22 protein-coding genes are annotated in these 24,555 nt (G+C 30.0%); 20 read left to right on the top strand and 2 right to left on the bottom strand.

Features of this window, described 5'->3' with window-relative positions:
• Positions 1-166 precede the first annotated feature (166 nt).
• From mprF to ACWW38_RS04930, 6 genes are all read left to right on the top strand, one after another.
• The gene (gene mprF, locus ACWW38_RS04955; protein WP_456259699.1) at positions 167-2,839 is read left to right on the top strand and encodes a bifunctional lysylphosphatidylglycerol flippase/synthetase MprF; all 2,673 of its coding nucleotides are present in this window, start codon (positions 167-169) and stop codon (positions 2,837-2,839) included.
• 320 nt (positions 2,840-3,159) lie between these two features.
• Positions 3,160-4,386, top strand: coding sequence for a cation:proton antiporter (locus ACWW38_RS04950; protein WP_456259698.1), 1,227 nt, complete (start codon positions 3,160-3,162; stop codon positions 4,384-4,386).
• Positions 4,387-5,587: 1,201 nt separating this feature from the next.
• A complete protein-coding gene (gene ytvI / locus ACWW38_RS04945; RefSeq protein WP_456259697.1) occupies positions 5,588-6,640 on the top strand; it encodes a sporulation integral membrane protein YtvI in 1,053 nt (350 codons plus the stop codon).
• 29 nt (positions 6,641-6,669) lie between these two features.
• On the top strand, positions 6,670-7,146 hold the full coding sequence (locus ACWW38_RS04940; protein WP_456259696.1) for a hypothetical protein: 477 nt from the start codon (positions 6,670-6,672) through the stop codon (positions 7,144-7,146).
• A gap of 129 nt (positions 7,147-7,275) precedes the next feature.
• Positions 7,276-8,172, top strand: a complete 897-nt coding sequence (locus ACWW38_RS04935; protein WP_456259695.1) for an HD domain-containing protein — start codon at positions 7,276-7,278, stop codon at positions 8,170-8,172.
• Between the two features lie 281 nt (positions 8,173-8,453).
• A complete protein-coding gene (locus ACWW38_RS04930; protein WP_456259694.1) occupies positions 8,454-8,807 on the top strand; it encodes a four helix bundle protein in 354 nt (117 codons plus the stop codon).
• A gap of 97 nt (positions 8,808-8,904) precedes the next feature.
• On the opposite strand, the gene ACWW38_RS04925 is transcribed toward ACWW38_RS04930, so the two are convergent.
• On the bottom strand, positions 8,905-9,414 hold the full coding sequence (locus ACWW38_RS04925) for a hypothetical protein (RefSeq protein ID WP_456259693.1): 510 nt from the start codon (positions 9,412-9,414) through the stop codon (positions 8,905-8,907).
• 364 nt (positions 9,415-9,778) lie between these two features.
• Here ACWW38_RS04925 and ACWW38_RS04920 point away from each other — a divergent pair, with 364 nt between their 5' ends.
• The 14 genes from ACWW38_RS04920 to ACWW38_RS04855 all read left to right on the top strand — a co-directional run bounded on the left by ACWW38_RS04920 (position 9,779) and on the right by ACWW38_RS04855 (position 23,139).
• Entirely contained in the window at positions 9,779-12,382 is a 2,604-nt protein-coding gene (locus ACWW38_RS04920; RefSeq protein WP_456259692.1) for a CHASE4 domain-containing protein, read from the top strand.
• Positions 12,383-12,409: 27 nt separating this feature from the next.
• A complete protein-coding gene (locus tag ACWW38_RS04915) occupies positions 12,410-12,775 on the top strand; it encodes an Hpt domain-containing protein (protein WP_456259691.1) in 366 nt (121 codons plus the stop codon).
• A 33-nt stretch (positions 12,776-12,808) separates the two neighbouring features.
• Positions 12,809-13,189, top strand: coding sequence for a response regulator (locus tag ACWW38_RS04910; RefSeq protein WP_456259690.1), 381 nt, complete (start codon positions 12,809-12,811; stop codon positions 13,187-13,189).
• Between the two features lie 169 nt (positions 13,190-13,358).
• The gene (locus ACWW38_RS04905; RefSeq protein ID WP_456259689.1) at positions 13,359-14,297 is read left to right on the top strand and encodes a DMT family transporter; all 939 of its coding nucleotides are present in this window, start codon (positions 13,359-13,361) and stop codon (positions 14,295-14,297) included.
• 106 nt (positions 14,298-14,403) lie between these two features.
• Complete coding sequence (locus tag ACWW38_RS04900; RefSeq protein ID WP_456259688.1) at positions 14,404-15,645, top strand: HlyC/CorC family transporter; 1,242 nt, start codon at positions 14,404-14,406, stop codon at positions 15,643-15,645.
• 55 nt (positions 15,646-15,700) lie between these two features.
• Complete coding sequence (locus tag ACWW38_RS04895; protein WP_456259687.1) at positions 15,701-16,960, top strand: HlyC/CorC family transporter; 1,260 nt, start codon at positions 15,701-15,703, stop codon at positions 16,958-16,960.
• Between the two features lie 155 nt (positions 16,961-17,115).
• A complete protein-coding gene (locus ACWW38_RS04890; RefSeq protein WP_456259686.1) occupies positions 17,116-18,360 on the top strand; it encodes an MFS transporter in 1,245 nt (414 codons plus the stop codon).
• Positions 18,361-18,891: 531 nt separating this feature from the next.
• Complete coding sequence (locus ACWW38_RS04885; RefSeq protein WP_456259685.1) at positions 18,892-19,305, top strand: hemerythrin domain-containing protein; 414 nt, start codon at positions 18,892-18,894, stop codon at positions 19,303-19,305.
• Between the two features lie 246 nt (positions 19,306-19,551).
• Positions 19,552-20,073, top strand: coding sequence for an RNA polymerase sigma factor SigY (gene sigY, locus ACWW38_RS04880; protein WP_456259684.1), 522 nt, complete (start codon positions 19,552-19,554; stop codon positions 20,071-20,073).
• 8 nt (positions 20,074-20,081) lie between these two features.
• On the top strand, positions 20,082-20,507 hold the full coding sequence (locus ACWW38_RS04875) for a hypothetical protein (RefSeq protein ID WP_456259683.1): 426 nt from the start codon (positions 20,082-20,084) through the stop codon (positions 20,505-20,507).
• Positions 20,504-20,722 (top strand): hypothetical protein, encoded by a 219-nt coding sequence (locus ACWW38_RS04870; RefSeq protein WP_456259682.1) that lies wholly within the window; start codon positions 20,504-20,506, stop codon positions 20,720-20,722. Before ACWW38_RS04875 ends, ACWW38_RS04870 begins: the two co-directional genes overlap by 4 nt.
• 270 nt (positions 20,723-20,992) lie before the next feature.
• Positions 20,993-22,282: an ammonium transporter gene (locus tag ACWW38_RS04865; protein WP_456259681.1), complete on the top strand. Its 1,290-nt coding sequence runs from the start codon at positions 20,993-20,995 to the stop codon at positions 22,280-22,282.
• A 51-nt stretch (positions 22,283-22,333) separates the two neighbouring features.
• Positions 22,334-22,693, top strand: coding sequence for a P-II family nitrogen regulator (locus tag ACWW38_RS04860; protein ID WP_456259680.1), 360 nt, complete (start codon positions 22,334-22,336; stop codon positions 22,691-22,693).
• Between the two features lie 176 nt (positions 22,694-22,869).
• Positions 22,870-23,139, top strand: a complete 270-nt coding sequence (locus ACWW38_RS04855; RefSeq protein WP_456259679.1) for a hypothetical protein — start codon at positions 22,870-22,872, stop codon at positions 23,137-23,139.
• A 739-nt stretch (positions 23,140-23,878) separates the two neighbouring features.
• Here the strand turns inward: ACWW38_RS04855 and ACWW38_RS04850 are convergent.
• The gene (locus ACWW38_RS04850; RefSeq protein ID WP_456259678.1) at positions 23,879-24,460 is read right to left on the bottom strand and encodes a DUF1989 domain-containing protein; all 582 of its coding nucleotides are present in this window, start codon (positions 24,458-24,460) and stop codon (positions 23,879-23,881) included.
• Positions 24,461-24,555 lie beyond the last annotated feature (95 nt).

Genomic DNA, 24,555 nt, shown 5'->3' with positions numbered 1-24,555 from the left:
TAATATATTTTATATATTGGGAGTAAAAACTTAACTAAACTTAGACATGAAAGGTTAAATAATGAAATGGTTGGATATAATTTACTAATAGTATAATTCTAACTATATTTAGTTGTATAATAAGTCGTGTAAATATGATAGATTTTTAGGTTATTTAAGAAGGCTGGTGATTACTACGATTCAAGATATTTTTAAATGGATACTTATAAGTTTAAAGTCTATTTTTATTGAAAATAAAAGAAATTTAATAAAGCTATTAATATCAATTTCATCAATATTAATAATTTTGATAGAAGGAAGCAAAGAAATAAAGAAGTTGAATATAAGTCTTACTGTATATTTACTTCATAACATGTCTAGATACAAAAGTTTATTATTTTTACTTTGTGGATTAATTGCTGTGGCAAGCATGATACTATATGACTATTTTATAGTAAGGCATTTTAAGTTAAATATTCCACTGGGTAAGATTTTTAAATTTTCATGGATTTCTAATACATTTAATAGTTTTTTAGGGTTTGTAGGACTTGCAGGGGCTAGCATAAGAACTATGCTATATAAAAAAGAAGAGGTTCCAACGGAGAAGGCTGCATATACTAGTTTACTTATTACACCTGCAACTATTACAGGACTATCTTTTCTTGCATTGATGGAAGTAATTAATGTATTTAATATTAAATCTATATTAATAGAACATAGGCTAGTAATGAGTGCTCTATGTATAATTGCACTCTATATGCCAATGTATTTTTTATTGTACAGGTTTAAATGGTTAAGAGACAAGTTTACTCCAGAAGATTTTGAGTTAGAGGAGCCAAGGCTATTAAGATTAAAGTTGGCATTAGCATCTATATTTGAATGGACTATGGCAGGGACTTTATTGTGGATTATAAGTATAAATTTCACAAGAAGTGTTAGCTTTTTTGAAGCTTTAGGAGTAATAACCATAGCAACAACTGCAGGAATTATAAGTTTAATACCAGGTGGTATAGGTTCCTTTGATTTAGTATGTTATTGGGCGTTACAAATAATGGGGTCTAGACCTCATGAAGCATTGGCAATATTAATTATGTATAGATTGTTTTATTATATTATACCTTGGATAATTGGAATAGGATTATCATTGACTGAAGTTGGGGATGTAATATCAGAAAAAATTCCAAAGGACATTTTACCTGTAAAAGTTGTACAAAAATCACTATCTAGCTGGCAAAGAATTTGGTTTACTAATTATAAGCAAATACTTGATTTTGGAGTTTGGGCATTATCTATATTGGTATTTATATGTGGTATTATACTTATTTTTTCCGCTGCAATACCAGGTATAGCTTATAGGCTGGATTTGGTTGCAAAGTTAACCTCCTTTGCATTTATGAGATTTTCACACAGAATTTCTATTGTCATTGGTCTTATGCTTTTAGTAGTGTCAAAGGGGATTAAAGAACATATAAGGAGAGCTTATTTTTTTACAATAGGACTACTCTTAACTGGTGCACTATTTACTTTTGCAAAGGGACTAGATTATGAAGAAGCATTATTTTTGCTGGTAGCTGCATTTTTGTTGTGGTTTACAAGAAAGCGATATTATCGTGAAAGTGCTCCTATAAGACTTAGTACGCTATTTATGTTTTTGATTATAACATCACTAAGTATGGGAATTTATGTAGCTCTTGCTAATAATGCAAGTTTAGGCTTTGTGAAAATTTATAAACATCTAGGGATAACAGAGAAAGTTTTTGTTGGGAAGGAAGCATTTATAAACAATGCCATATATGCATTTGGACTTACCTGGTTTTTTATAGGTATGGCTATACTACTTAGTCCTAAAAGACCTTTCGATAAAACTATAAATGATGATGAGTTAAATAAGCTTAACAAATTTTTAAATAAATATGAAGGAAGCTATAGAACTCATTTACTGTTTTTAAGAGATAAAAATTTTTATTGGGCTCAAGATGAAAAGGTCCTTATTGCCTATTCAAAGATTAGAGATAAGCTGGTAGTTTTAGGTGATCCTATTGGAGAAGAAGCGCTATTTGAAGATGCAATCCAAGAGTTTCAAGCTTTTGCGGATAAGTATGCACTTAATCCAGCCTTTTATCAAATATCTGAAAAATATTTATCTATGTATCACCAAAATGGTTATTACTTTTTTAAATTAGGTGAAGAAGCAGTTGTAGATTTAACTACTTTTAATTTAGATGGTAAGAAAAAGAAAGATTTAAGGCTTGTAAAAAATAGATTTGAAAAGGCTAATCTAAAATTCCAGGTTATTGATCCGCCTTTTTCTAAAGAGATTATATCAGAACTAAGAAATATTTCAGATGCTTGGTTAGAAGGAAGAAAAGAAAAGGGATTTTCTCTTGGATGGTTCCAAGAAGAATATATTAATCGTGCACCAGTAGCAGTTATAGAGAATGAAAAAGATGAAATAATTGCTTTTGCTACATTAATGCCAAAATATGATGGCAAATCAATGGCTATCGACCTAATGCGTTTTAAAAATGATGCACCTAATGGAACTATGGATACACTATTTCTTCAATTGATTCTATGGTGTCAAGAGAAAGGATATAGTGAATTTAATGTGGGAATGGCGCCACTTTCAAATGTTGGAGTAGCACCCTATGCGCATAGACAGGAAAAGTTAGCAAAATTTGTATACAAGTTAGGGAATTATTGGTACAGCTTTTCTGGACTTCGCAGGTATAAAGAAAAATTTGATCCCAATTGGGAACCAAAATATTTAGCATATCCACAATTTATTTCGCTACCTACTTTAGTGTTGGATATAACATTACTTGTCTCTAAATCTAGAGATAAAAGATACAAAAAATAGAAGGAAATCCTTCATTAAAAAGTAATTAAAACTGTATAATACAATTAACATAAGGCTATTGTCAAGAGTTTTTTGACAATAGTTTTTTAATTTTTTGTTAACAAAATTTGAAGTGAAAAAATATAGTCAAATTTTAATGCTTGTATTTATAAAGGTTAGATTGCGCATATTCATTTTTAAGTATAAATTTGCAGATTATTTTGGAAAAAATACAACATATTGAAAGTGAAAAAAAATAGGAGTAATATGAGTCTTATTTGAAATATATATTGCAAATTTTTGTACTAATTATCTAATGATAAAATGGGGGAGAAGATATTATGGGAACAGATACAGTTTTAGCTACACAAAAGTTATTAGAATTAATAGCTCTAGTAATCTTATCAGGGGTAGTTATGGCAAAATTAAGTGAAAAAGTACACCTTCCAGATGTAGTATTATTTATATTTGCAGGAGTTATACTTGGACCACATGTTTTAAATTTAATAAACATAGACAAGTATCCTTTGGGAAATCAATTAATACTAACCTTTGGTGCAGCATACATATTGTATGATGGTGGAAGGGAAATAGAATTAAAAGTATTGAATAAGGTAAAATTATCGGTACTTCTTCTGGCTACAGTGGGTGTGCTAATATCTACAGCTATAACTGGATTTTTTGCAGCAAAGATATTTAATTTAGATATTATGTACGCTCTTTTAATCGGTGCAGTTATAGCATCAACAGATCCATCAGTTTTAGTTCCATTATTTAAGAATATGAATATAAGCAGTAAACTTAAACAGACAATAATTTCAGAGTCAGCTTTCAATGATGCTGCAGGAGCAATTATAACATTTACAATACTAGGAGTTTTAACAGGGGGATCACTATCAATTGGGGGAAGTGTCTTAGAACTAGTTAAAACAGCCGGTGGCGGAATAATAATAGGTTCAATAATGGGAATAATAGCTACTAGAGTTATATCAGAAGGTAAAAGGGGATTTTTAAAAGAATTTCCATCAGAAGTTTCTATAGTAACTGTAATTGGAGCCTATGTTATATCTGAGCACTTCCACTTCAGCGGATTTATGGCAGTATTTATAGTTGGAATGATCTGTGGAAATAAGAAGATGTTAAACTGTCATGTACCTGAAGAACACTATATCACTCATACTAGATTTAAAGAGGTATTGACAATAATACTTAGAATGATGATATTTGTACTTTTGGGAACTCATATACAATTTGATGTTTTAGCTAAGTATTGGAGAAGTGACTTGTTGGTAGTATTAATTTTAATATTTGTAGCAAGACCAATATCAGCATTTGTTTCAGTTATATTTGATAGAAGAGCAAAATGGAGTTTTAAAGAAATTGCTTATTTAATGTGGATAAGAGAAACTGGTGTAATACCTGCAGCTTTAGCAGGAATGCTTGTTTCTATGAAACTTCCAAATGCAGAAATTATATCATCTGTAACATTTACTACAATAATAATAACGCTAACCATACAAGCTAGTACTTCCAAATCTTTAGCTAGAGTATTAAAGCTAGAAGAGTAGGATTTCATACAATTAGTTAGTGATATAAGTAAAGTGCGACAAAATAGCGGCATGTAAGATTACTTGGCTAACGCATATATGTATCATTGAGAAACCTTCAGCTCATAAAGTAATACTAAAGGTTGCTTTATTTAAAAATTCTACCCCGCTCCATCCCACGTCCTGTGGGGGAGCGGGCTGTGCTCATCCTTGAGCACAATTACGAATTTTTAAAACAGCAGCCTTAAGTACTACTAGCTATTCCTTCAAAGTTTCTTCAATTGATACATATATGCTAGCCAGTAATCTTACATGCCTTAATTAGTTGCAAATAAAAAGTACTATAGTAAATATTATTAGGACTTCAAAAAGCAAAATGATAATTTTGCATGGCGTAGCCACACTGTAAAGTTACTAAGTAAGTATTATTGAGTACAACTTAAAGAATTACTATAAATAAATGCGATAGCATGTTGAGATTTTTCAAAACTGTTTTTTAATAGTTATACATACTAGATAACTATTTCTAAGGAGTAAAACTCCTAATAATTCTTTTAATAAACTCCACTTGGAGTTACAAATCTCCTCTGAAGTCTAGTATTCTCCTTATATACCTTAATTAATTGCAATCAGAAGGTACTAGTATAACTTCAACAGGCTACGCCTAAAACCCTGTCACCCTATCGGATTAAGCACTTTGAACTTTTTTAGTAAGTCAATTGATATAATTCTTACACTGATTATTAAATTAGCTATAGTATAAATAGTTATTACTATTAAAGTTGTTAATATATGTTTTGTATAAGCAATAGCGGCCTTGATTTACCCAATTTAAGGTGCTGAAAGTAAGAGGGTGTATAATTCATTAAGAGAATTTTGAGCAAGTCTTAGAAGTTCTTAGTTTGTGAATTTGAAAATTACCGTAATTCCCACCCAGGACGGGTGGGAGCCAGACCTGCATCAGGACGATGCATAGGGCTGGGTAGGGAATTTTTAAAGGCACAAACTTAGAACTTCTTAACGCAGAGAAGATTCTCTGTTGAATTATACACCTTCGATTTTTAGCACCTTACTCTGTAGTTACCAAGGCCGCCATTTTGTCGTACTTTATTTATATTACAGCAGATAATAGAGGTATAAAAGTTAAAGTAATTGACATAGGTATATAAAGCGTTATAATTTATATTATTACTTAAATTTGTAATTTATTATGGAGGTATATATGGATAGGTTATTCAAAAAAATAGATAAAATCGCTATTTTCTTTATAGTTTATACTGTAATTTTTATTGGATTTTTTAAAACTTTAACTTACACGCTGCCTTTTGTTTTAGCATTGATTTTTTCATTAATACTTATGAAACCCACGAAGGTTTTGGTTAATAAGTTTAAAGTTAAAAGATCTATAGCTTCTTTGATTACAACAATAGCTTTCTTTATTATAATTACATTGTTATTACTTTGGTCCGCGGCTCATTTGATACAGGAAACAACACAACTTGCAAAAAACATACAGTTGTATTTATCAAACAATTCTAATTTATTTCCGAATTTTTATAAAAAAATATACACCTATTATAGTAACCTGGATCCAAGTATTATTAATGCTATCGAAAAAAATCTTTCTAGTACAATAACCAAAGTTTCTAATGCTACTATAAGTGTTACTAGTGCTATATTAGGAGGAATTATATCTTTCTTTTCATCAATACCATATATTTTCATGGTTATATTTTTTACATTAATAAGTACATACTATTTTACAAAAGACATAACAGGATTTAAGGAAAAAGTTTTTAGTTACATACCTTCTGAGAAAAATGATAAAGTATATAATACAGTAAATGAAACTAAAAAAATGCTTACACATTATTTCCTTTCCTATTTAATTATTGTACTTATAAGCTTTTTAGTAACCTTAGTAGGATTTTTAGTTTTAGGTGTTAAATATGCTGTATTATTAAGTTTTCTTTCTGCAATATTTGATATTTTGCCAATACTAGGCATGGGGACTATTTATGTACCACTTGCTATAATTTATTTTTTCTCTAAAAACTACTTTGTTGCAGCAGGAATTTTAATACTATTTATATTGGCCAGCACAGTAAGGCAAATTGTGGAGCCTAAAATAGTATCAACATCTCTTGGAGTTCACCCAGTGGCTATTTTAGCAGCACTATTTATAGGATTAATGGCAAATGGAGTATCAGGAATGATTTTCTGTGTATTCCTTGTAATATTCTATAATGTTTTAAATAGAGCTGATATATTGTAAAACTAATTTTAAAAGGCAGGGATGCTATAATGAATAAAAAAGTCGCTATTCCTCTTATAACAGTTATTATTATATTAGTATTAGGCTTTATACTATATAAAAATGAATTACTTCCTAGAGTAAATAAAACCTCTAAAAATAAAATTTACTATAATAATGGACAAGTAAATTATGAAGGAGACCTTGAAAATGGAAAGCCTAATGGAAGTGGAAAAATATATTTAGAGAACGGTAAGTTGTATTATAAGGGTGAAGTAAAAGATGGAAAGCCTAATGGGATGGGAAAGTCTTACCATGAAAATGGAAAACTTAACTATGAAGGACAATGGAAAGATGGTTTATATAATGGAAATGGGACCATATATTATGAAGATGGTAAGATTAATTATAAGGGACAATTAAAAAATGGAAATGCAAATGGTGAAGGAAAATATTATAATCCTAGTGGAGAATTAGAATTTGAAGGTACATTTAAAGATAATGAACTAATAGAGGAAAAAAAGTAAGGGATAAAACACAGTTTTTTTGAAAAAATAAGTATAGCTATGTTCTTAAATTTTGATGTTATACGAAATCAGCAATATCTTAAAACATAGCCGAATGTTACTTAACTTTGTTGCAAAGAGGGCGAGAGTATGAAAACTATATTTTCAAAAGATATAAATAGAGATTCTGTTGTAGAATCAAGCTTTATGATAATGAAGAAGCTTTCAACAGATAATGGAAAACTTATAGCTTATATAGGGGATAAGACTGGTGATTTGAAGGCGTCTATAGTAGATGAAATGTCTACTTTAAAAGTAGGAGATGTAATCTGGGTTAAAGGAGTATATGGCAATACACTTGAAGTTGAAGAATTTAAAATAGAGGATACCTTTCAAATAGAAGACTACCTTCCAGTAGTTAAAAGACCAATTGATGGCATAATGAATGAAATAAATAAAATTTCAAATGATGAATTTAAGAGTGAAGAGATTATAGCATTAAATGATTATTTTTTTAATAACGAAGATTTCTTAGAAAGATTTAAAAAGGGAATTGGAGGACTTCGACAACATCATAATTATAGAGGTGGTCTTGCAGAACATACATTAAATGTAATGTATATGGCCAAGGTTATGGCTCATAGGTATGACTGTAGATACAAAGAAGTAGCAATTCTTTCAGCAAAACTTCATGATATAGGTAAAATAGAGGAATACTTCGTAGACGGACCTTTTTCTGTAACCATGCGAGGAGAGATGGAGGGGCACATTGTTATAGGAATAGGAATGATAGAAGAAGCATTTAGAGCTGGTGGAGAGAGGTATAGTGAAGATTTTAAACAGAGAATAAAAGGATGTATAGTACAACATCATGGTAAACCAGAATTTGGATCTCCTAAAGCTCCAAATACAGAAGAAGCTTTTATTGTTCACTATGCAGATTATGTAGATGCAACTTTAAACAAAGTTTCCCAAGTTAAAGAAATTACAGAACCAGATACCTGGTCTGATTATGACAGAAGAATTGGAACAAGGCTTTATATATAATGCTTTAGTATAGAATATATGAATATTCCGAATTACTGCAATTCAATTTGAACTTTATTGGAGCGTATTGTTCCACCTCCTCCTAATGAGGAACTAATTTGCGTTTCTATATAATCACTTACTTTTGTAAATTTGGAGGGAAGTTAATAGGTAAGAGTGAAAAAGTAAAAGTTAAGGATAAAACTCATGGAGTTTTTTATAATTAATTTGTGAATAAGTAATAGATAAGAGGGAATAGTTAAGAAGTATAAGTAAAAATTTACTGTGATTTGAGGTAAACAATGAAGGATAGTGAATTAATTAAACAGTCTGTAACCTTTTCTGTTTCTATTGTTGAATATTATAAATGGCTTGTTTATGATAAGAAAGAGTTTGTTATGTCAAAACAGATTCTTAGAAGCGGCACTAGTATTGGTGCTAATATACATGAAGCACAATATGCAGTAAGTAAAGCTGATTTTATCAACAAAATACACATTTCTCTAAAGGAAGCTTCTGAAACAGAATACTGGTTAGTTGTACTAGATCAAACAGGGTATTTAACTAAAGAATATGATAACTTAAAAATCAAATGTACTTCTCTTAAAAAGATGTTGATATCAACATTAAATACTCTTAAGAAATGTAATAGCTAAAGTTATAACTATTACATTTCTTATCCTTATCTCTTATTTCTTACCTTTTACTCCTTACTTCTTACCTCTTACTTATTTACAAATTACTATTTATTGATTATTTTAAAATATTTGAGTTGTAATATTCTTTTATATAATTTAAAGTTTCGTTATCTAAAACAATTCCAACAGTGGACATTTTATTTGGGGAATTTAAATCATATTTGGCGGTTACAGCTTTTCCGTCCTCAAGTATCCAAATACTAAATACATATCCTTCCTTCACTATATCTTCAATATTATCTTCAGTTATTTCAATATCACTATAATTTAAGTGTAGATTATAAATTGCATTGTTTGATTCATATTTTATACCATAAGTAATTGCACTTCCTGGACTACTTTTGATCTTGTTAATTATTTTAGTTATAAATTCTTCATTTTTATTACCACTCTCGTCTAATTTTTTTAATTCTTTCTTTATTGAATTTATTTCATCATTTTTATTATTTATTAAGTCAATACTTGAAGGAGTCTTTAAATAAGACATATCAATATGGGATTTTGAACAACCTAACAAAACAAATGTTAATAAGATAAGTGTCATTGGCAATAATACTTTTTTCATAAAAAACTTCATCCTTTCATTACTATTTTTATAAATTATTAAGTTAATAGTGAATAGTTAATAGTTAAGGATAGCTTTTCTAAAGGAATTGCCCACAGGGCAACTAAATTTAACAAATCAAATAAAATTAAAATTTTTCGTAGCAAAGCGGAGAAAAATATCCATCACTATTCACTTTTCACTATTAGTTATTCACTAAAAAATTGCTTCGCAAAATACTCATATTATTACTTATTAGATTATGCTGTTGGGTGAAAGAATAGAAGGAAATTGAATGAATTTATCGAATATGTGTAGTAACTCAATAATCTTGTAAAAATATGCTGAAAATTATCATTAAGTAGATTATATTGGAGGATACTATATGAACATGCGTAAAAAGACAATTATTGTGATATGCTTAATTATCTTAGTTTTAACAAGTTTACTACACATGGAATCTAGATTAATATTAGGTAAAGAGTTCAAAAGATTGGAAGAACAGTATATAAAACAGCATGTACAACAAGGCTTGGGTATGTTTCAAAATAGCATATATGAGTTAGATAATATTCTTTTGGATTGGTCTCAATGGGATGATACATATAATTTCATTAATAATCCAAATAAAGAATATATAAAATCCAATTTAAGTGCTGCTACATTAGCTCAGTCAAAATTAAATTTAATATGCTATATAGACCATTCAGGTAAGTTAATTTTCAAAGGAAGTAATGAAATAGAAGAGAAGAAAGTAGATGAAATTTTAAAAGATTTTAAAGCACACTTTTTGTATAAAGATTATCTAAAATATAGTAATAAGCCAATAAGGGGTATTATTCCCCTAGAAAAAGGATTTATGGCTATAGCTGGAAGACCTATTTTGAGAAGTGATGGAACAGGGCCGACAATGGGAATGCTTATAATGGGGAGATATATTGGTGACAAAGAAATTGATAAAATATCCAATATAACACAGCTGACTGTAAAAGTTGAAAAGGTTGATAGTTCTAAAGGTGAACTTAAATTTAAATCTTTAGGAATATTAGAATATTCGAATATAGTTGTAAGTCCATTAAATAAAGATACTGTGATCGGATATAGCATTTTAAAAGATTTATATGGTAAATCAAGCTTTATGTTGGAAATAGAAGCACCAAGAGATATGTATAATTATGGAGAAGAAAGTATTAAGTTTTTTAATATGTTTCTGCTAATTTCAGGAGTTATAGTTGGAATAATTACTCTGCTTCTTCTTGAGAAAGCTGGATTATCAAGACTTCAAAAGCTAACTTCTGGTATAAAAAATATTGAAGAAAGTATGGACTTATCTATAAGGATACCTGTAGATGGCAAGGATGAGCTAGCAACTTTCGCCAGTGTAACTAATAGAATGCTAGATAGATTAAGAGATTCAAGAGAAGAACTTCTTGAGAGTGAAAATAAATATAGGCATTTATTTGAAAGCATGATTAATCCATTTGCCTATTATGAGATTATAGAAGATAAAGAAAGTGGGGAAATAGACTATATTTTTCTTGAAGTGAACAGTGCCTATGAAAAACTAACAGGATTAAATAAAGAATATATTATAGGAAAAAGTTTAAGTTATGTATCTAAAGATATGAATAAAGCTCTATTTCAATGGGTGGATGAATTTAAAAACACAAATAATATAGGAGAAAAAATAAAATCAAAGAAATATTTAAATATAGGAGAAAGATGGTATCTAAGTTCTGCCTATAGACCAGAAGAAAATTATATTATAACTATATATCAAGATATTACAGAATTAATACTAACAGAAAATGAATTGAGAGAAGCAAAAGATTTAGCAGATGATGCCAATAAGGCTAAAAGTGAGTTTTTGGCAAACATGAGCCATGAAATAAGAACACCTATTAATGCTATAATTGGAATGGCAGAGCTTTTAAAAGATAATTCTATGCACACAAGAAAAGATGAACTTGTAACTTTCATAAACGATGCAGGAAATTTACTTTTGAATATAGTTAATGATGTACTAGATTTTTCTAAAATGGAAGCTAAAAAGTTTACATTAGACAGCTATAACTTTAATATATATTCAGTTTTTCAAAATATTACCGATATAATGTCTATAAAAGCTAACCAAAAAGGATTAACACTTAAATATAATATTCCTCCTAATATTCCTAATCTATATGGAGATGGAGATAGACTTTATCAAATACTTTTAAACCTATTAACAAATGCTGTTAAGTTCACAGAAAAAGGTGAAATAACTTTAAAAGCTGATATAGAAAAAATGGAGAAAGATAGTATAGTAATAAAGTTTAAAGTAATAGATAGAGGGATTGGACTTAATGAAGAAACACAAAAAAAATTATTTCAGCCTTTTGTTCAAGGAGATGCTTCCACAACAAGAAAATATGGTGGAACAGGATTAGGGCTTTCAATTTGTAAAGAACTAGCAGAACTTATGGGAGGAAAAATAGGTGTAAAAAGTGCAGAAGGACATGGTTCAACATTTTGGTTTACAGCTAAATTTAAGACTTTAAAATATTTAGAGGCAAATGATAATATTGATGAAAATTTAAAAGGTGATATAGAGCCGTTTGATAATGGAGACAGGTCTATTCTAATATTATTAGCTGAAGATAATGAAATTAATAGAAGGCTAGCAGCAATGCAGCTTAATAAGTTAAATGTGGCAGTACATTCAGCTTCAAATGGAGAAGAAGCTGTTAAAAAGGCATTCCAAAATGAATATTCATTAATTTTAATGGATTGCCAAATGCCTGTTATGGATGGTTTTGAGGCTGCTAAAGAAATTAGAAGACTTGAAAAAGAAAGTAAAAGACATACACCTATTGTGGCCATGACTGCTAACTCTATGGAGGGAGATAGAGAAAGATGTATTGAAGCAGGAATGGATGATTATATGGCCAAGCCTGTAAGGTTAAAGGATTTACAGGATATAATAACACGCTGGTGTATCAAAAAGTGAAACTAAATTAACAAGGAGGGGGACAGCTTGGAAATAGTTAGTTGCAGATACAATATACAAGAGATTATTGAAGAAATGGGGGTAGGTGACGAAGCTATATATGATTTATATAAAACTTACTTTAGTGAAATGAGAGAAAATATAAATGAAATAACAGAGTTTGTTCAAAATAGTCAATGGAATGAAGTTGGAAGAGTATTACATAACATTAAGGGAGTATCAATAAATCTTAGTATAGTTGATGTTCATAAGGCTGCTTCAACTTTTAATGAATTAATAAAGCTTGGAATCTATGAAAATTCCCAGATTCATATAAAGAATTTAGCTCAATTGACGAAACAGGCGGAGGATGAAGTGAAAAACTTTTTTAGAAAAAAGGGTGTACAAACTTAGTTTATATAATTATAGAATAAGGGGAGTTGTATAATGTTTACTGGCAAAAGAGTAATGATTGTTGAGGATTCTAAAACAATTATACATCAAGTAAAACTTATAGTTGAGCAAAATGGAGTGAACTTGGTTGAGGCAGGAAGCGAATGGGGAATGTTTAAGAAAATTGAGGAATATGGTAAATTTGTAGATTTAATCATAATGGACTTAATACTAAAATTTGAAAATGGACTTGATTTAATAGAAAAGTTAAAAACCGACGATAAATATAAAGATATACCAATATTAATACTTACAGAGCAGGCTGATGCTGAAAATGTTCTAAGAGCTAAAGAACTTGGAATTAAGTATTATCTTAGAAAGCCGATTGAAAAGGATAAGCTATTAGAGAGAATGACTATGATTTTTAATAAGTAATAAAACAGGATTTAGTATAGAAGAGGAGCTGCACTTCTATGCTAAATCCTTTAGTTTTGTAATTTATACAGCTATTTAATTAAGTAAAGGTCTATGTTTGAAAAAATAGTGTTTTAGCCTATAATGGAATAAGTTATATATTAAGCAGAAGTAGGAGAGGTATATATATATGGATATAAAAAAATATTTAACTAATAAGAGATACGTAATTCTAATTGCAGTTTTTTGTTCTATACTATGGGGAAGTGCATTCCCTGTACTAAAAATAAGTTATTCAGAGCTGAGTATGGTACCAAGTGATATGTCAGCTAAAATTGTTTTAGCTGGTATAAGATTTTTAGGAGCATCAATAATTTTATTTTTACTAGTTTTATTAGGGATGAAGCAAAGTCTAAAAATACAAAAAAATCATGTGTTAAAGCTTCTAGTTTTAGGACTCCTTCAAACAACATTACAATACTTATTTTTCTACAATGGCCTTCAATATACTTCAGGAATGAAAGGGGCTATATTAAATTCTATAGGAAATTTTTTTGTGGTTATACTTGCACACTTTATTTATAATGATGATAAGATTAACGGTGCAAAAATAATAGGATTAATTACAGGGTTTGGAGGCATAGTACTTGTAAACTGGGGGAAGAGCTTAACTTTAGATTTTACATTTAGAGGAGAAGGATTTTTAATAATATCTGCCATATTTTCATCTATTGGAATCTTTGTAGCAAAGGATCTTTCTAAAACTATACATCCTTTTCTAGTTACTGCTTGGCAAATGTTTTTAGGATCCATAGTTCTCCTAATTTTTGGGCTACCAAAGCTGGGAGCAGGTGCAATTAAGTTTACTCCAATGGGATGGACACTTACATTATATTCAGCGGTTTTATCAGCAGTAGCCTATGCTCTATGGTATGCATTATTAAAATACAATAAAGCAGGAGAAATAACTCTTTATAAATTTGTAACACCACTATCTGGAGCTATATTATCTACTATATTTATTCCAGAAGAAAAATTTACTATATATATTTTCTTTGCATTAGCTCTAGTAAGTGCTGGAATAATAGCTATTAACTATAATCCGTATAGAAGTAAGAAAACTAGGTAAAATAAATCTATGTATGGAAAGTTTTAAATGGATGTAAAGATTAACATTCATTTAAAACAGTACCTAGTGTATAGATTAAAATTAGAATGTGGGAGTGTGTTTAGCGGTGGACTCAGCAACAATAATGCAGTTAATCTTGTTAATGGTGCTTATAGTTTTATCATCCTTTTTTTCTGCTTCTGAAACTGCTTTAACCTCATTAAGCAAAATAAGAATAAGACAGATGCTAGAAGAAGGGGTCAGAGGGGCAGATGTGATAAGCAGACTGGTAGAAAATCCAGGAAAAATGTTGAGTGCCATATTGGTAGGAAATAATGTTGTAAATATAGGAGCCTCTGCACTAGCAACATCAATCGCTATAAGCCAATTTGGAGAAAGTGGTGTAGGAATTGCAACTGGAATAATGACAATTATTGTATTGATATTTGGAGAAATAACTCCTAAAACATTGGCATCTAGAGATCCAGAGAAAGTTTCGATTATGGTTTCAAAATTTATTTATTTTATAACTATTATATTAAGTCCGGTAGTTATAGTGTTTACACAAATAACTAGTGGAATATTAAGAATCTTCGGAGGAAAAATAGATATAGAAAAGCCTTTTATAACAGAAGAAGAACTAAAGACTATGCTTGATGTAAGCCACGAAGAAGGAGTTTTAGAAGTAGAAGAGAGAAAGATGATAGATAACGTATTTGAATTTGGAGATTCTCAGGTAAAAGATGTTATGGTTCCAAGGACTGACATGGTTGCCATTGATATAGATTCAACCTATGATGAAATAATGAAAACATTTAAGGTAGAGCAGTTTTCTAGAATCCCTGTATATCAAGATAGTGTTGATAATATAATTGGAATAATACATATTAAGAACCTGGTATTTGTTGATGATAGTAAGAATTTTAATATATATGACATAATAAGAGAGCCATATTTTACTTATGAATATAAAAAAACCACTGAATTATTTGAAGAGATGAGAAAGGATAGAGTGGCACTTACTATAGTATTAGACGAATATGGTGGGACAGCTGGACTTGTAAGTATGGAGGATTTAGTTGAGGAGATAGTTGGAGAAATTGAAGATGAATATGATGAGGATGATACAGATATACAGGTTATAAAGGAAGACGAATATATAATTGATGGAAGCACTAAAATAGATTTAGTTAATGAAATGATTGGAACTGATATTGAATCAGAAGATTTTGATTCAATTGGAGGTTTTGTAATAGGTGAACTTGGAAGACTTCCGCAAGAAGGAGATATGTTAGAGCATGAAAATACTAAATTTATTATAGAAGAGATTGATAAAAATAGAATAAAAAAGCTAAAGGTATTAACTTAAAACCATAATTTATGTTATAATAAATTAAAATTTAAAATTAGGAGTGTGTTTTAATTTGGAATCAGACGGTAGTACATGGCAGTTAATTACCTTGGTTATTTTTTTAGGTTTATCAGCATTTTTCTCAGCGTCGGAAACAGCTTTAATGTCTTTAAGCAAAATAAGAATAAGACATATGGTTGATGAGAATATTAAAGGAGCAAGTTTAGTAAGTAAATTAGTAGAAAATCCAGGTAAACTATTAAGTGCTATACTTATAGGCAACAACGTGGTTAACATAGGAGCTTCTGCACTGGCAACATCCTTGGCCATAACATATTTTGGTCAAAATGGTGTTGGAATTGCTACAGCAATAATGACAGTCTTAGTTCTAATTTTTGGAGAAATTACACCAAAATCTATTGCTGCTAGAAATTCAGAAAAAGTTTCCTTAAAGGTATCAAGGCCTATATATGTAATTACCACCATATTTACCCCAATCGCATTAGTCTTTACTTATGTAACCAATGGAATAGTTAAATTGTTTGGTGGAAAAGTTGAGATGGGCAAGCCTTACATTACAGAAGAAGAGTTAAAAACAATTGTAGATGTAAGCCATGAAGAAGGGGTTTTAGAAGTAGAAGAAAAGCAGATGATATATAATGTTTTTGAGTTTGGTGATTCTCAAGTAAAAGACGTTATGGTACCAAGAACAGATATGGTTGCAGTAGAAGTTAATTCTTCTTATGAAGATATAATAGAAGTTTTTAAAAGAGAACAGTTTTCACGTGTTCCTGTGTATAAGGACACAACAGATAATATTGTAGGCATACTGCATATTAAAAACTTGGTTTTTTATGATAGCTCAAAGGGAAAATTCGACATTAATGATTATATGATAAAACCATACTTCACTTATGAATTTAAACCAACTACAGAGTTATTTGAAGAAATGAGAAAAAATAGAATAGCTATGACTGTAGTATTAGATGAATATGGTGGAACAGCAGGGATTATCACCACGGAAGACTTAGTAGAAGAAATAGTTGGTGAAATTGAGGACGAGTATGATGATGATGAACATCATGAAATAGAAGTAATTAAGGAAGATGAGTATATAGTTGATGGAAGTGCTAAAATAGATTTAGTAAATGAGATGATTGGTACAAACATTGAGTCAGAGGACTTTGACTCTATTGGAGGATTTGTAATAGGCGAGATTGGCGGTTTTCCTAAAAAAGGAGAAACTGTGGAGTGTGGAAATATTAAATTTATAATAGAAGATATTGATAAAAATAGAATTAAAAAATTAAAGATTCTAACCTTAGAAGGTTAGGCGAATTTTAATGAGGCTATTCTAAGTAGGAAGTGTAAATTATTTGAAGTAATTTATACTTTCTTACCTAGAATAGCCTCTAGATATATAATGTGTTGGTGGATATACATTAAATTAGAAGCTGGTATTGCTGAAAATCTAAAGGAGAAATGTGAATGAATTTAGTAATGTATTCAAAAAGAATTATACACAATAACTTTCATGCTCTTACATCTAAGAACTTTAGACATTATTGGATTGGACAGTGTTTTTCGCTAATTGGTACATGGATGCAGAGCATAGGACAATCTTGGCTTGTGCTATCATTAACTCATTCCTCATTCCTTCTAGGAATTTTAGGGGCAGTTCAATTTTTACCATTTACACTTTTTTCATTATTTACAGGTACCATAATTGATAAATTGCCAAAAAAGAAAATTCTTTTGTTTACTCAAACTGTATCCATGTTATTAGCACTAACATTATCTATTTTGGCTTTTACCCATAAAGTTAGATATGAACACGTGCTAATCTTGGCACTAATACTGGGATGCATAAATACAATAGATATGCCAACAAGGCAAGCCTTTGTAATTGAACTTGTAGGAAAAGAAGATTTAATGAATGCCATAGCCTTAAATTCAGTTATATTTAACCTAGCTAGAATTATTGGACCAACTATAGGAGCACTATTATTGGCTGCTTTTGGACCGGCCTGGTGCTTTTTATTAAATGGGTTAAGTTTTATTGCTGTTATATATGGGCTTACACAGACTAAAGTAAACTCCTATATAAGAGAAAAGAAATCAGATAAAAATGCTTTTAAAGAAGTAAAGGATGGAATAATATATATAGCTAAAGATAAGATTCTCATTCAAACAGTACTTTTGATTACAATAATGGGGATATTCGCTTTTAATTATAATGTTTTATTGCCTGTTTTTACAGAAAGCGTATTAGGACAAGGTGAAAAAACTTATGGAATATTGATGTCAGCATTAGGTTTTGGATCACTTGTAGGAGCATTATTAGTATCTTCAAGAAGCAAGAGAGGTCCTAAAATCCGCACCATGTTTATAAGTGCTATTGTAATATCTATTTTCTTAATTATGACAGGAATTAGTAAATACTACTATTTAGCTTCACTATCTCTTATAATTACAGGATTATTTAATATAAGTTTTTCAACTACAGCAAATTCTACACTTCAAATTAATTCTAAAGATGAGTACAGAGGAAGGGTAATGAGCGTATACTCAATGGTTTTTGTTGGTACAGCTCCTCTTGGAAGCTTATTTTCCGGTTCAGTGGCTGAAAAGTTTGGAGTAGTAAAAGCTTTTATAGCCAGCGGAAGTCTATCTTTAATACTAGTGTTAATAATTATAACAGTGTTTAGAAAGAAAGAAAAGGCTGTGTTTTAAGAGATTGTTGATTTCGTATAATATCGAAAATAATTCTAAATTTAGTATAACTATTATAGCTAAATTTTCATTAACTCGCATAGCTCAGACAAATGAAAATTCTTAACGCTACAACAGTTATACTAAATAAGAATTATAATTTCTCATTATAATGAACTCAACAATCTTTAAAACAGCCTTAACCCACTAATGGAAAGTTTTAAATGAATGTAAAGATCAACATTCATTTAAAACAGAGCCTATAAATAAAGTAATTAAAATTATAATGTAGATTGTAACTAATGTTACATAGTTTTCCATGAAATTCTATTATTATAAATATATAAACAGAGTTCTTGGCTTCAGGTGGAGTTTTACTCCAGCTAAAGCTTAGAAATCGTTATCCAGGGACGTAGCCGTCCTTAACTCCCACTTAGAGAAAAGCAGAAAGTTCAAATTTTTCACTTGGTACTAATCCCTTTCAAAGAGTAAGATGGGAGTCTTAGGGCGGGTAGTCATCGGATAAATTTAAAATTATATGGAGGAAGAGACATGGGAAACATATCAAATTTAAAAAGACAACATTTAGAAATACAACAGGTAGTAAATCAAATAGAAGATTTAATTAAACAAAATAATTTAGAAGATAAAGCTGCTCAGATAGCGCAAAATATAAGTATTCTAGCGGGAAAATTAAGAATACATTTAGATACAGAGGATAAATTTTTATATCCAGACTTATTAAAGAATGATAGAAGCAATCTTAGAAAAATGGCAAAGGAATATAGTGAAGAAATGGGACATATTTCTGAAGTATTTATGAATTATAAGGATAACTTTAATACTAAAAGCAAGATTATAAAGAACATGGAAGGTTTTAAAAGTGAAACAGCATTGGTTTTTAAAGTTTTAGCAAAGAGAATATCAAAAGAGGATAATGAATTGTATCCATTAATAGATAAATAATAAATTTGATGAATAAGTAAGAGGTAAAAGAGAATAGGTAAGAGGGAAAAGAGAATAAGTAAGAAGTAAAAGAGAATAAGTAAGAAGTAAAATAAATTATAAAAAACTCTATGAGTTTTATCCATAACTCTTAGCTCTTCACTCTTACTTCTTACCTTCTCCGTAAATAATAAATTATAATACGTATTAGTGAACTTTTTGCCGTAGATAAACGTTTAAATAATGACTAGAAGAGAGGGTGGAAATGTGGAGGAGTTAGAGCTGATTGAGAGAGCTAAAGCTGGAAATAAAAGTGCCCTTAATAGCTTACTTGTTGAAAATTACCCAATACTTAAAGGATATGTTATAAAAATGACAGGTAATCCTGAAATAGCTCAAGATATAGTTCAAGAGGCACTGTTAAAAGCAGCTGTTAACATAAAAAAATTTAATCCCAAAGCCAAATTTTCCACCTGGCTTATAATTATAGGAACAAATGTTTACAGAGATATGCTGAGAAAAGACAAACGCTTAGTGCCTATTGAAGAAGGATTTATAGCTGAAAATTGTGATACTGAAAGTAATGCTATTTCGAGAATAGAGTATAGAGAGGTTCTAAAAATACTTCAAAAGATGCCCTATGAAAAGAGAGCTGTATTTATATTGAAGCACTATTATAATTATAAATATGAAGAAATAGCAGAAATACTTAGCTGCCCTGTTGGTACTGTAAGATCTAGACTTCACAACTGTATTAAAAATATAGTTAGTGAATTAGAAGGAGGCTGATACTTAGAATGAAGAAAAATAGAGACATAAAGGACCATATTATAGATAAATACTATGGTGAAGAATATGATAAAGATTTACTAAAGGCTGATTTAAATAGAGATAATTTAAGTGAAATAGAGAAGTTTGAAGAGAAATTAAAGCGTTCTGGAGAAAAAATGGACTCTATTTCAGATATGGATTTTGATCTTGATACTAATATAATGGATATTATAGTAAAAGCTGAAGAAATAAATTACAAGAAGAAAAGCAAAAGAGAAACATTATATTTTATCTTAGCAGCATTAGGAATTCTAGGTATATTGGCAGTTGCCACAGTATTTTTAGAGGTAAAGCATATTTTATATTTGCAAATAGGCTTCATAGCTGCAGCTCCACTTATCATAGTACCTATTGTTAGAGCTGCGTTAAAACGTGAAGGGGGAACCCTATGAGTACAAAAGCAAAGTTAATAACCTTCTTATTGATAAGTCCTATTCTTTTGGCTCAGGGAATATGGGTGTTTAAGGATGCCAAAAAAAGAGGAGAAAAATACTACTGGCTTTGGGGTATATATGGACTTTTAAACACTCCAGGAAACCTTATAGTATATCTAATAGTAACTAGATTAATAATAGATAAACATAGAAAAAAGAATAATAATTCTTAAAAGTTTATGTGCAAGTTTTGCCATAGGCTTTTTTCATTTTCTTAGAATTTATAAGTGAAATAAAATGCAGAGCTTTTTTACTTATAATAAAATTTTCAAAAATGTAAAGGTTTAATTGATAAATTAATAATTGACTATAATGTTTATTGATAATATAATAATAAACATAAAGTTTTTATTGATAATATATTAAAATATGCATGCTAAAATTAATATATTATCAAAGATGGGGCATTAAAAATGGAATTTCAATAATTAGGGGGTTATATTATGGATTTATCAAAATTAGTAACATCAGTTAATACAGTTTGGGTATTGATTGCCACAGCTTTAGTGTTTTTTATGCAAGCAGGATTTGCAATGGTAGAAACAGGCTTTACTAGGGCAAAAAATTCAGGAAATATTATAATGAAAAATTTAATGGACTTTGTAATAGGATCTATAATATTTTGGATTCTCGGTTTTGGTATTATGTTTGGAAGGGATATAGGGGGATTTATAGGTGTACCAGATTTGTTTACAAGAGGAACATATGAACACTTAGGGCTTGGAATTCCTCTTGAGGCATTTATAATGTTTCAAACAGTATTCTGTGCTACAGCAGCCACAATAGTTTCAGGGGCAATGGCTGAAAGAACAAAGTTTAAATCATATTTAATTTATAGTTTTATTATAAGTTCGGTGATATATCCAATAGCAGGACATTGGATTTGGGGAGGCGGCTGGCTTTCAAAAATAGGATTTCATGATTTTGCAGGATCTACAGTGGTTCATTCTCTTGGAGGATGGGCGGCATTAATGGGAGCTGCAATTATAGGACCTAGAATTGGAAAATATGATAAAGATGGCAATGCTAGAGCAATTCCTGGACACAGTATTACACTAGGGGCATTGGGAGTATTTATACTATGGTTCGGATGGTTTGGCTTTAATCCTGGCTCTACATTATCAGCTATAGATACAAAAGGAATTTCTCATATATTTATTACAACAAATCTGTCAGGGGCTGCGGCCACTATATTAACACTAATAATTACTTGGGTTAGATACAAAAAGCCAGATGTGAGTATGACGTTAAATGGCTCATTAGCAGGACTAGTGGCAGTTACGGCAGGGTGTGATTTAGTAACTCCTGTGGGGGCTATAATTATAGGAAGTATAGCAGGCATATTAGTTATGTTTGGTGTAGAATTTTTAGATAAAGTATTAAAAATAGATGACCCAGTAGGAGCAGTAGGAGTTCACTGTTGTAATGGAGTTTTTGGAACTATTGCGGTAGGTTTATTTGCAGCTAGTGGAGATTCTTTAGGACTATTCTATGGAGGAGGATTTAAATTACTAGGTGTACAACTTATTGGAGTTTTAGCATTAGCTATATGGACATTAGGAACAACTTTTATAATGTTTAAAATTATGAATGTAACCATAGGTCTAAGAGTAAGTGCAGAAGAAGAAATAGAAGGATTAGATCTAACAGAGCATGGAATAGAAAGCTGCTCAGATTTTGAAGCTAGAGCTATTTCTGAATATAAAATGGACTCAATAAAAGTAAATGTATAATTTAGACAAATAGAATCTTTGTTTCAAATAAAGTTACAGGGAGGGGTCTCTATGAATGATAAGATTAGCAAAGTTGAAATAATAACTAGAACAAGCAAATTTGAAGAACTAAAAAAAGCATTAAATAAAATAGGAGTTACAGGAATGACTGTATCACAGGTACTTGGATGTGGTATGCAGAAGGGTTTCCCAGAGTATTATAGAGGAGTTCCATTGGATATGAACTTAGTCCCAAAGGTAAAGGTAGAAACAGTAGTCTGCGAAATACCCGTAGAACTAGTCATAGAAACTGCTAAAAAAGTTTTAAATACTGGCAAAATAGGTGATGGTAAAATATTTGTGTATGATGTAGCAAATGTTATAAGAATTAGAACTGGGGAAGAAGGATGTTCTGCATTACAAAATGAATAGTGTGGATAAAGGAATTATTGACAATAGCTCTCGTTTAGTTAAGATTTCTCAATTTTATCAATAGATTATAAAAAAATAGTGCAATTTAAGCAAAAATAGGATATAATTATATTAAAAATAATTATTATTAATTAATAGAAATGATTGACGTATATAATGATTAGGAGGAAGAAAATATGAGAAATCTTGAAGAAATCATTAAAAGTATTGAAGAGGGAAGCGTAAAATTAGAATTAATTAACGATAGCGGAATATTAAATCCTTCATCAACTATAGTTGATGCAAATGAATACAAAAAAGTGCATGTAATACCAGATGAAAATGCTTTCAGAGCAATCTACGTAAAAGGTGATGAATATTTCTATGGAGAGAGAATTTATTGTGCAGATGAAGCTCAAACAGGTTCTTGTAACATAGAATATGAAAAACTATATAAGATACTATAATTACAAATTTGAAAGCTAGAGAAATTTTTCTCTAGCTTTTATTATAATATATCGGTAAATTGCATTTAATCCTTAATGTGATAATAGTACTGCAAAAATGGCGGCCTTGGTGACTACAGAGAATAAGGTGCTAAAAATCGAAGGTATATAATTCAACAGAGAATCTTCGCTGTGTTAAGAAGTTCTAAGTTTGTGCTTTTAAAAATTCCCTACCCAGTCCTATGCATCGTCCTGATGCAGGCCTGGCTCCCATCCGTCCTAGATGGGAATTACGGTAATTTTTAAATTCACAAACTAAGAACTTCTAGAACTTGCTCAAAATTCTCTTAATGAATTATATGCCTTCTTACTTTTAGTACTTTAAATTAGGTAAATCAAGGCCGCTATTGCTATACAAAATATATTAAGATTTCTTAAATTATTAAGTTAATAGTTAAGAGTTAAGAGTTATGGAGAACTTTTCTCCATTAACATTGCGAAAAGTTTTTAATTATAGAAAAACAGATGTTTATCTTTTCTAAAGGAATTACCCATAGGGCAACTATATTTAACAAATTAAATAAAATTAAAATTTTTCGTAGTAAGGCGGAGAAAAATATCCTATGGCTAGCAATTCATTTTAATCTGCTATCTTTAAACTAATATCTTGATTAATCTAACTATTTCCTTAATAGTATTTATCATTACAGTTGTAAATAAACGTATATTACATAAGTAATAGCGGCCTTAGTTTAGCACCTTATTCTTCAATTATAATTTTTATAGGAGAGCATTTGCCACCATTACACTTACTTTCAGATACACTGCAAGCAGCAATTCCAAGACGAACATCCATTTCTGCTTTCAAAACCACTTTATCTCCAGGCTTTGAAATAGGCTGTTCAACAGATATTCTTCCGTCGGAATTTATTTTTGTATACATAAATAAATTAACAGGATGAATGATGGGGTGTTGTTCATTTAAACATCCATTTATGTTTTCAAGGCAATTAGGATGTCCTTCTCCATTATGATAGAAAAACTCATACATCTCTGGCCTACAACAAGGATGAAGCAAGTCATGTTCCCCTACATCATCTAATAACAATTTAAACATGGGATTATAAAGGTTAGTAAAAATCGTATCTCCTACCTTTAACTTTAAAGATTCATTGCAATCAATCGTTACTCCAGTTGATAAAAACTCTAAAGGATTCTGTTTAGATTCTGCAAAAAAATCAACAACTTGTGTTCCATCTATATCTATAACTGTAATCTTTTCATTTTTCTTTACCTCAATTGATTGTCCACTGCACGCTTCTATAACATATTCTCTTCTCATAAAATATTCCCCTTTCCGTCAAAGAACTTATCTCGATTATATCATACATAAAATTTTCCATTAGTAGTTTAAGGCTGTTTTAAAGATTGTTGAGT

Source organism: Clostridium sp. JNZ J1-5 (assembly GCF_053901425.1).
The sequence above is the reverse complement of the archived record's forward strand: the minus strand, read 5'-3'. Positions and strand labels throughout refer to the sequence as shown.

Bases quoted from the DNA above. Each gene is read 5' to 3' on its own strand.
- ACWW38_RS04950 (WP_456259698.1), top strand. From the start codon at position 3,160: ATGGGAACAGATACAGTTTTAGCTACACAAAAGTTATTAGAATTAATA.
- ytvI (WP_456259697.1), top strand. From the start codon at position 5,588: ATGGATAGGTTATTCAAAAAAATAGATAAAATCGCTATTTTCTTTATA.
- ACWW38_RS04940 (WP_456259696.1), top strand. From the start codon at position 6,670: ATGAATAAAAAAGTCGCTATTCCTCTTATAACAGTTATTATTATATTA.
- ACWW38_RS04935 (WP_456259695.1), top strand. From the start codon at position 7,276: ATGAAAACTATATTTTCAAAAGATATAAATAGAGATTCTGTTGTAGAA.
- ACWW38_RS04930 (WP_456259694.1), top strand. From the start codon at position 8,454: ATGAAGGATAGTGAATTAATTAAACAGTCTGTAACCTTTTCTGTTTCT.
- ACWW38_RS04925 (WP_456259693.1), bottom strand. From the start codon at position 9,414: ATGAAAAAAGTATTATTGCCAATGACACTTATCTTATTAACATTTGTT.
- ACWW38_RS04920 (WP_456259692.1), top strand. From the start codon at position 9,779: ATGAACATGCGTAAAAAGACAATTATTGTGATATGCTTAATTATCTTA.
- ACWW38_RS04910 (WP_456259690.1), top strand. From the start codon at position 12,809: ATGTTTACTGGCAAAAGAGTAATGATTGTTGAGGATTCTAAAACAATT.
- ACWW38_RS04905 (WP_456259689.1), top strand. From the start codon at position 13,359: ATGGATATAAAAAAATATTTAACTAATAAGAGATACGTAATTCTAATT.
- ACWW38_RS04890 (WP_456259686.1), top strand. From the start codon at position 17,116: ATGAATTTAGTAATGTATTCAAAAAGAATTATACACAATAACTTTCAT.
- ACWW38_RS04885 (WP_456259685.1), top strand. From the start codon at position 18,892: ATGGGAAACATATCAAATTTAAAAAGACAACATTTAGAAATACAACAG.
- ACWW38_RS04875 (WP_456259683.1), top strand. From the start codon at position 20,082: ATGAAGAAAAATAGAGACATAAAGGACCATATTATAGATAAATACTAT.
- ACWW38_RS04870 (WP_456259682.1), top strand. From the start codon at position 20,504: ATGAGTACAAAAGCAAAGTTAATAACCTTCTTATTGATAAGTCCTATT.
- ACWW38_RS04865 (WP_456259681.1), top strand. From the start codon at position 20,993: ATGGATTTATCAAAATTAGTAACATCAGTTAATACAGTTTGGGTATTG.
- ACWW38_RS04860 (WP_456259680.1), top strand. From the start codon at position 22,334: ATGAATGATAAGATTAGCAAAGTTGAAATAATAACTAGAACAAGCAAA.
- ACWW38_RS04855 (WP_456259679.1), top strand. From the start codon at position 22,870: ATGAGAAATCTTGAAGAAATCATTAAAAGTATTGAAGAGGGAAGCGTA.
- ACWW38_RS04850 (WP_456259678.1), bottom strand. From the start codon at position 24,460: ATGAGAAGAGAATATGTTATAGAAGCGTGCAGTGGACAATCAATTGAG.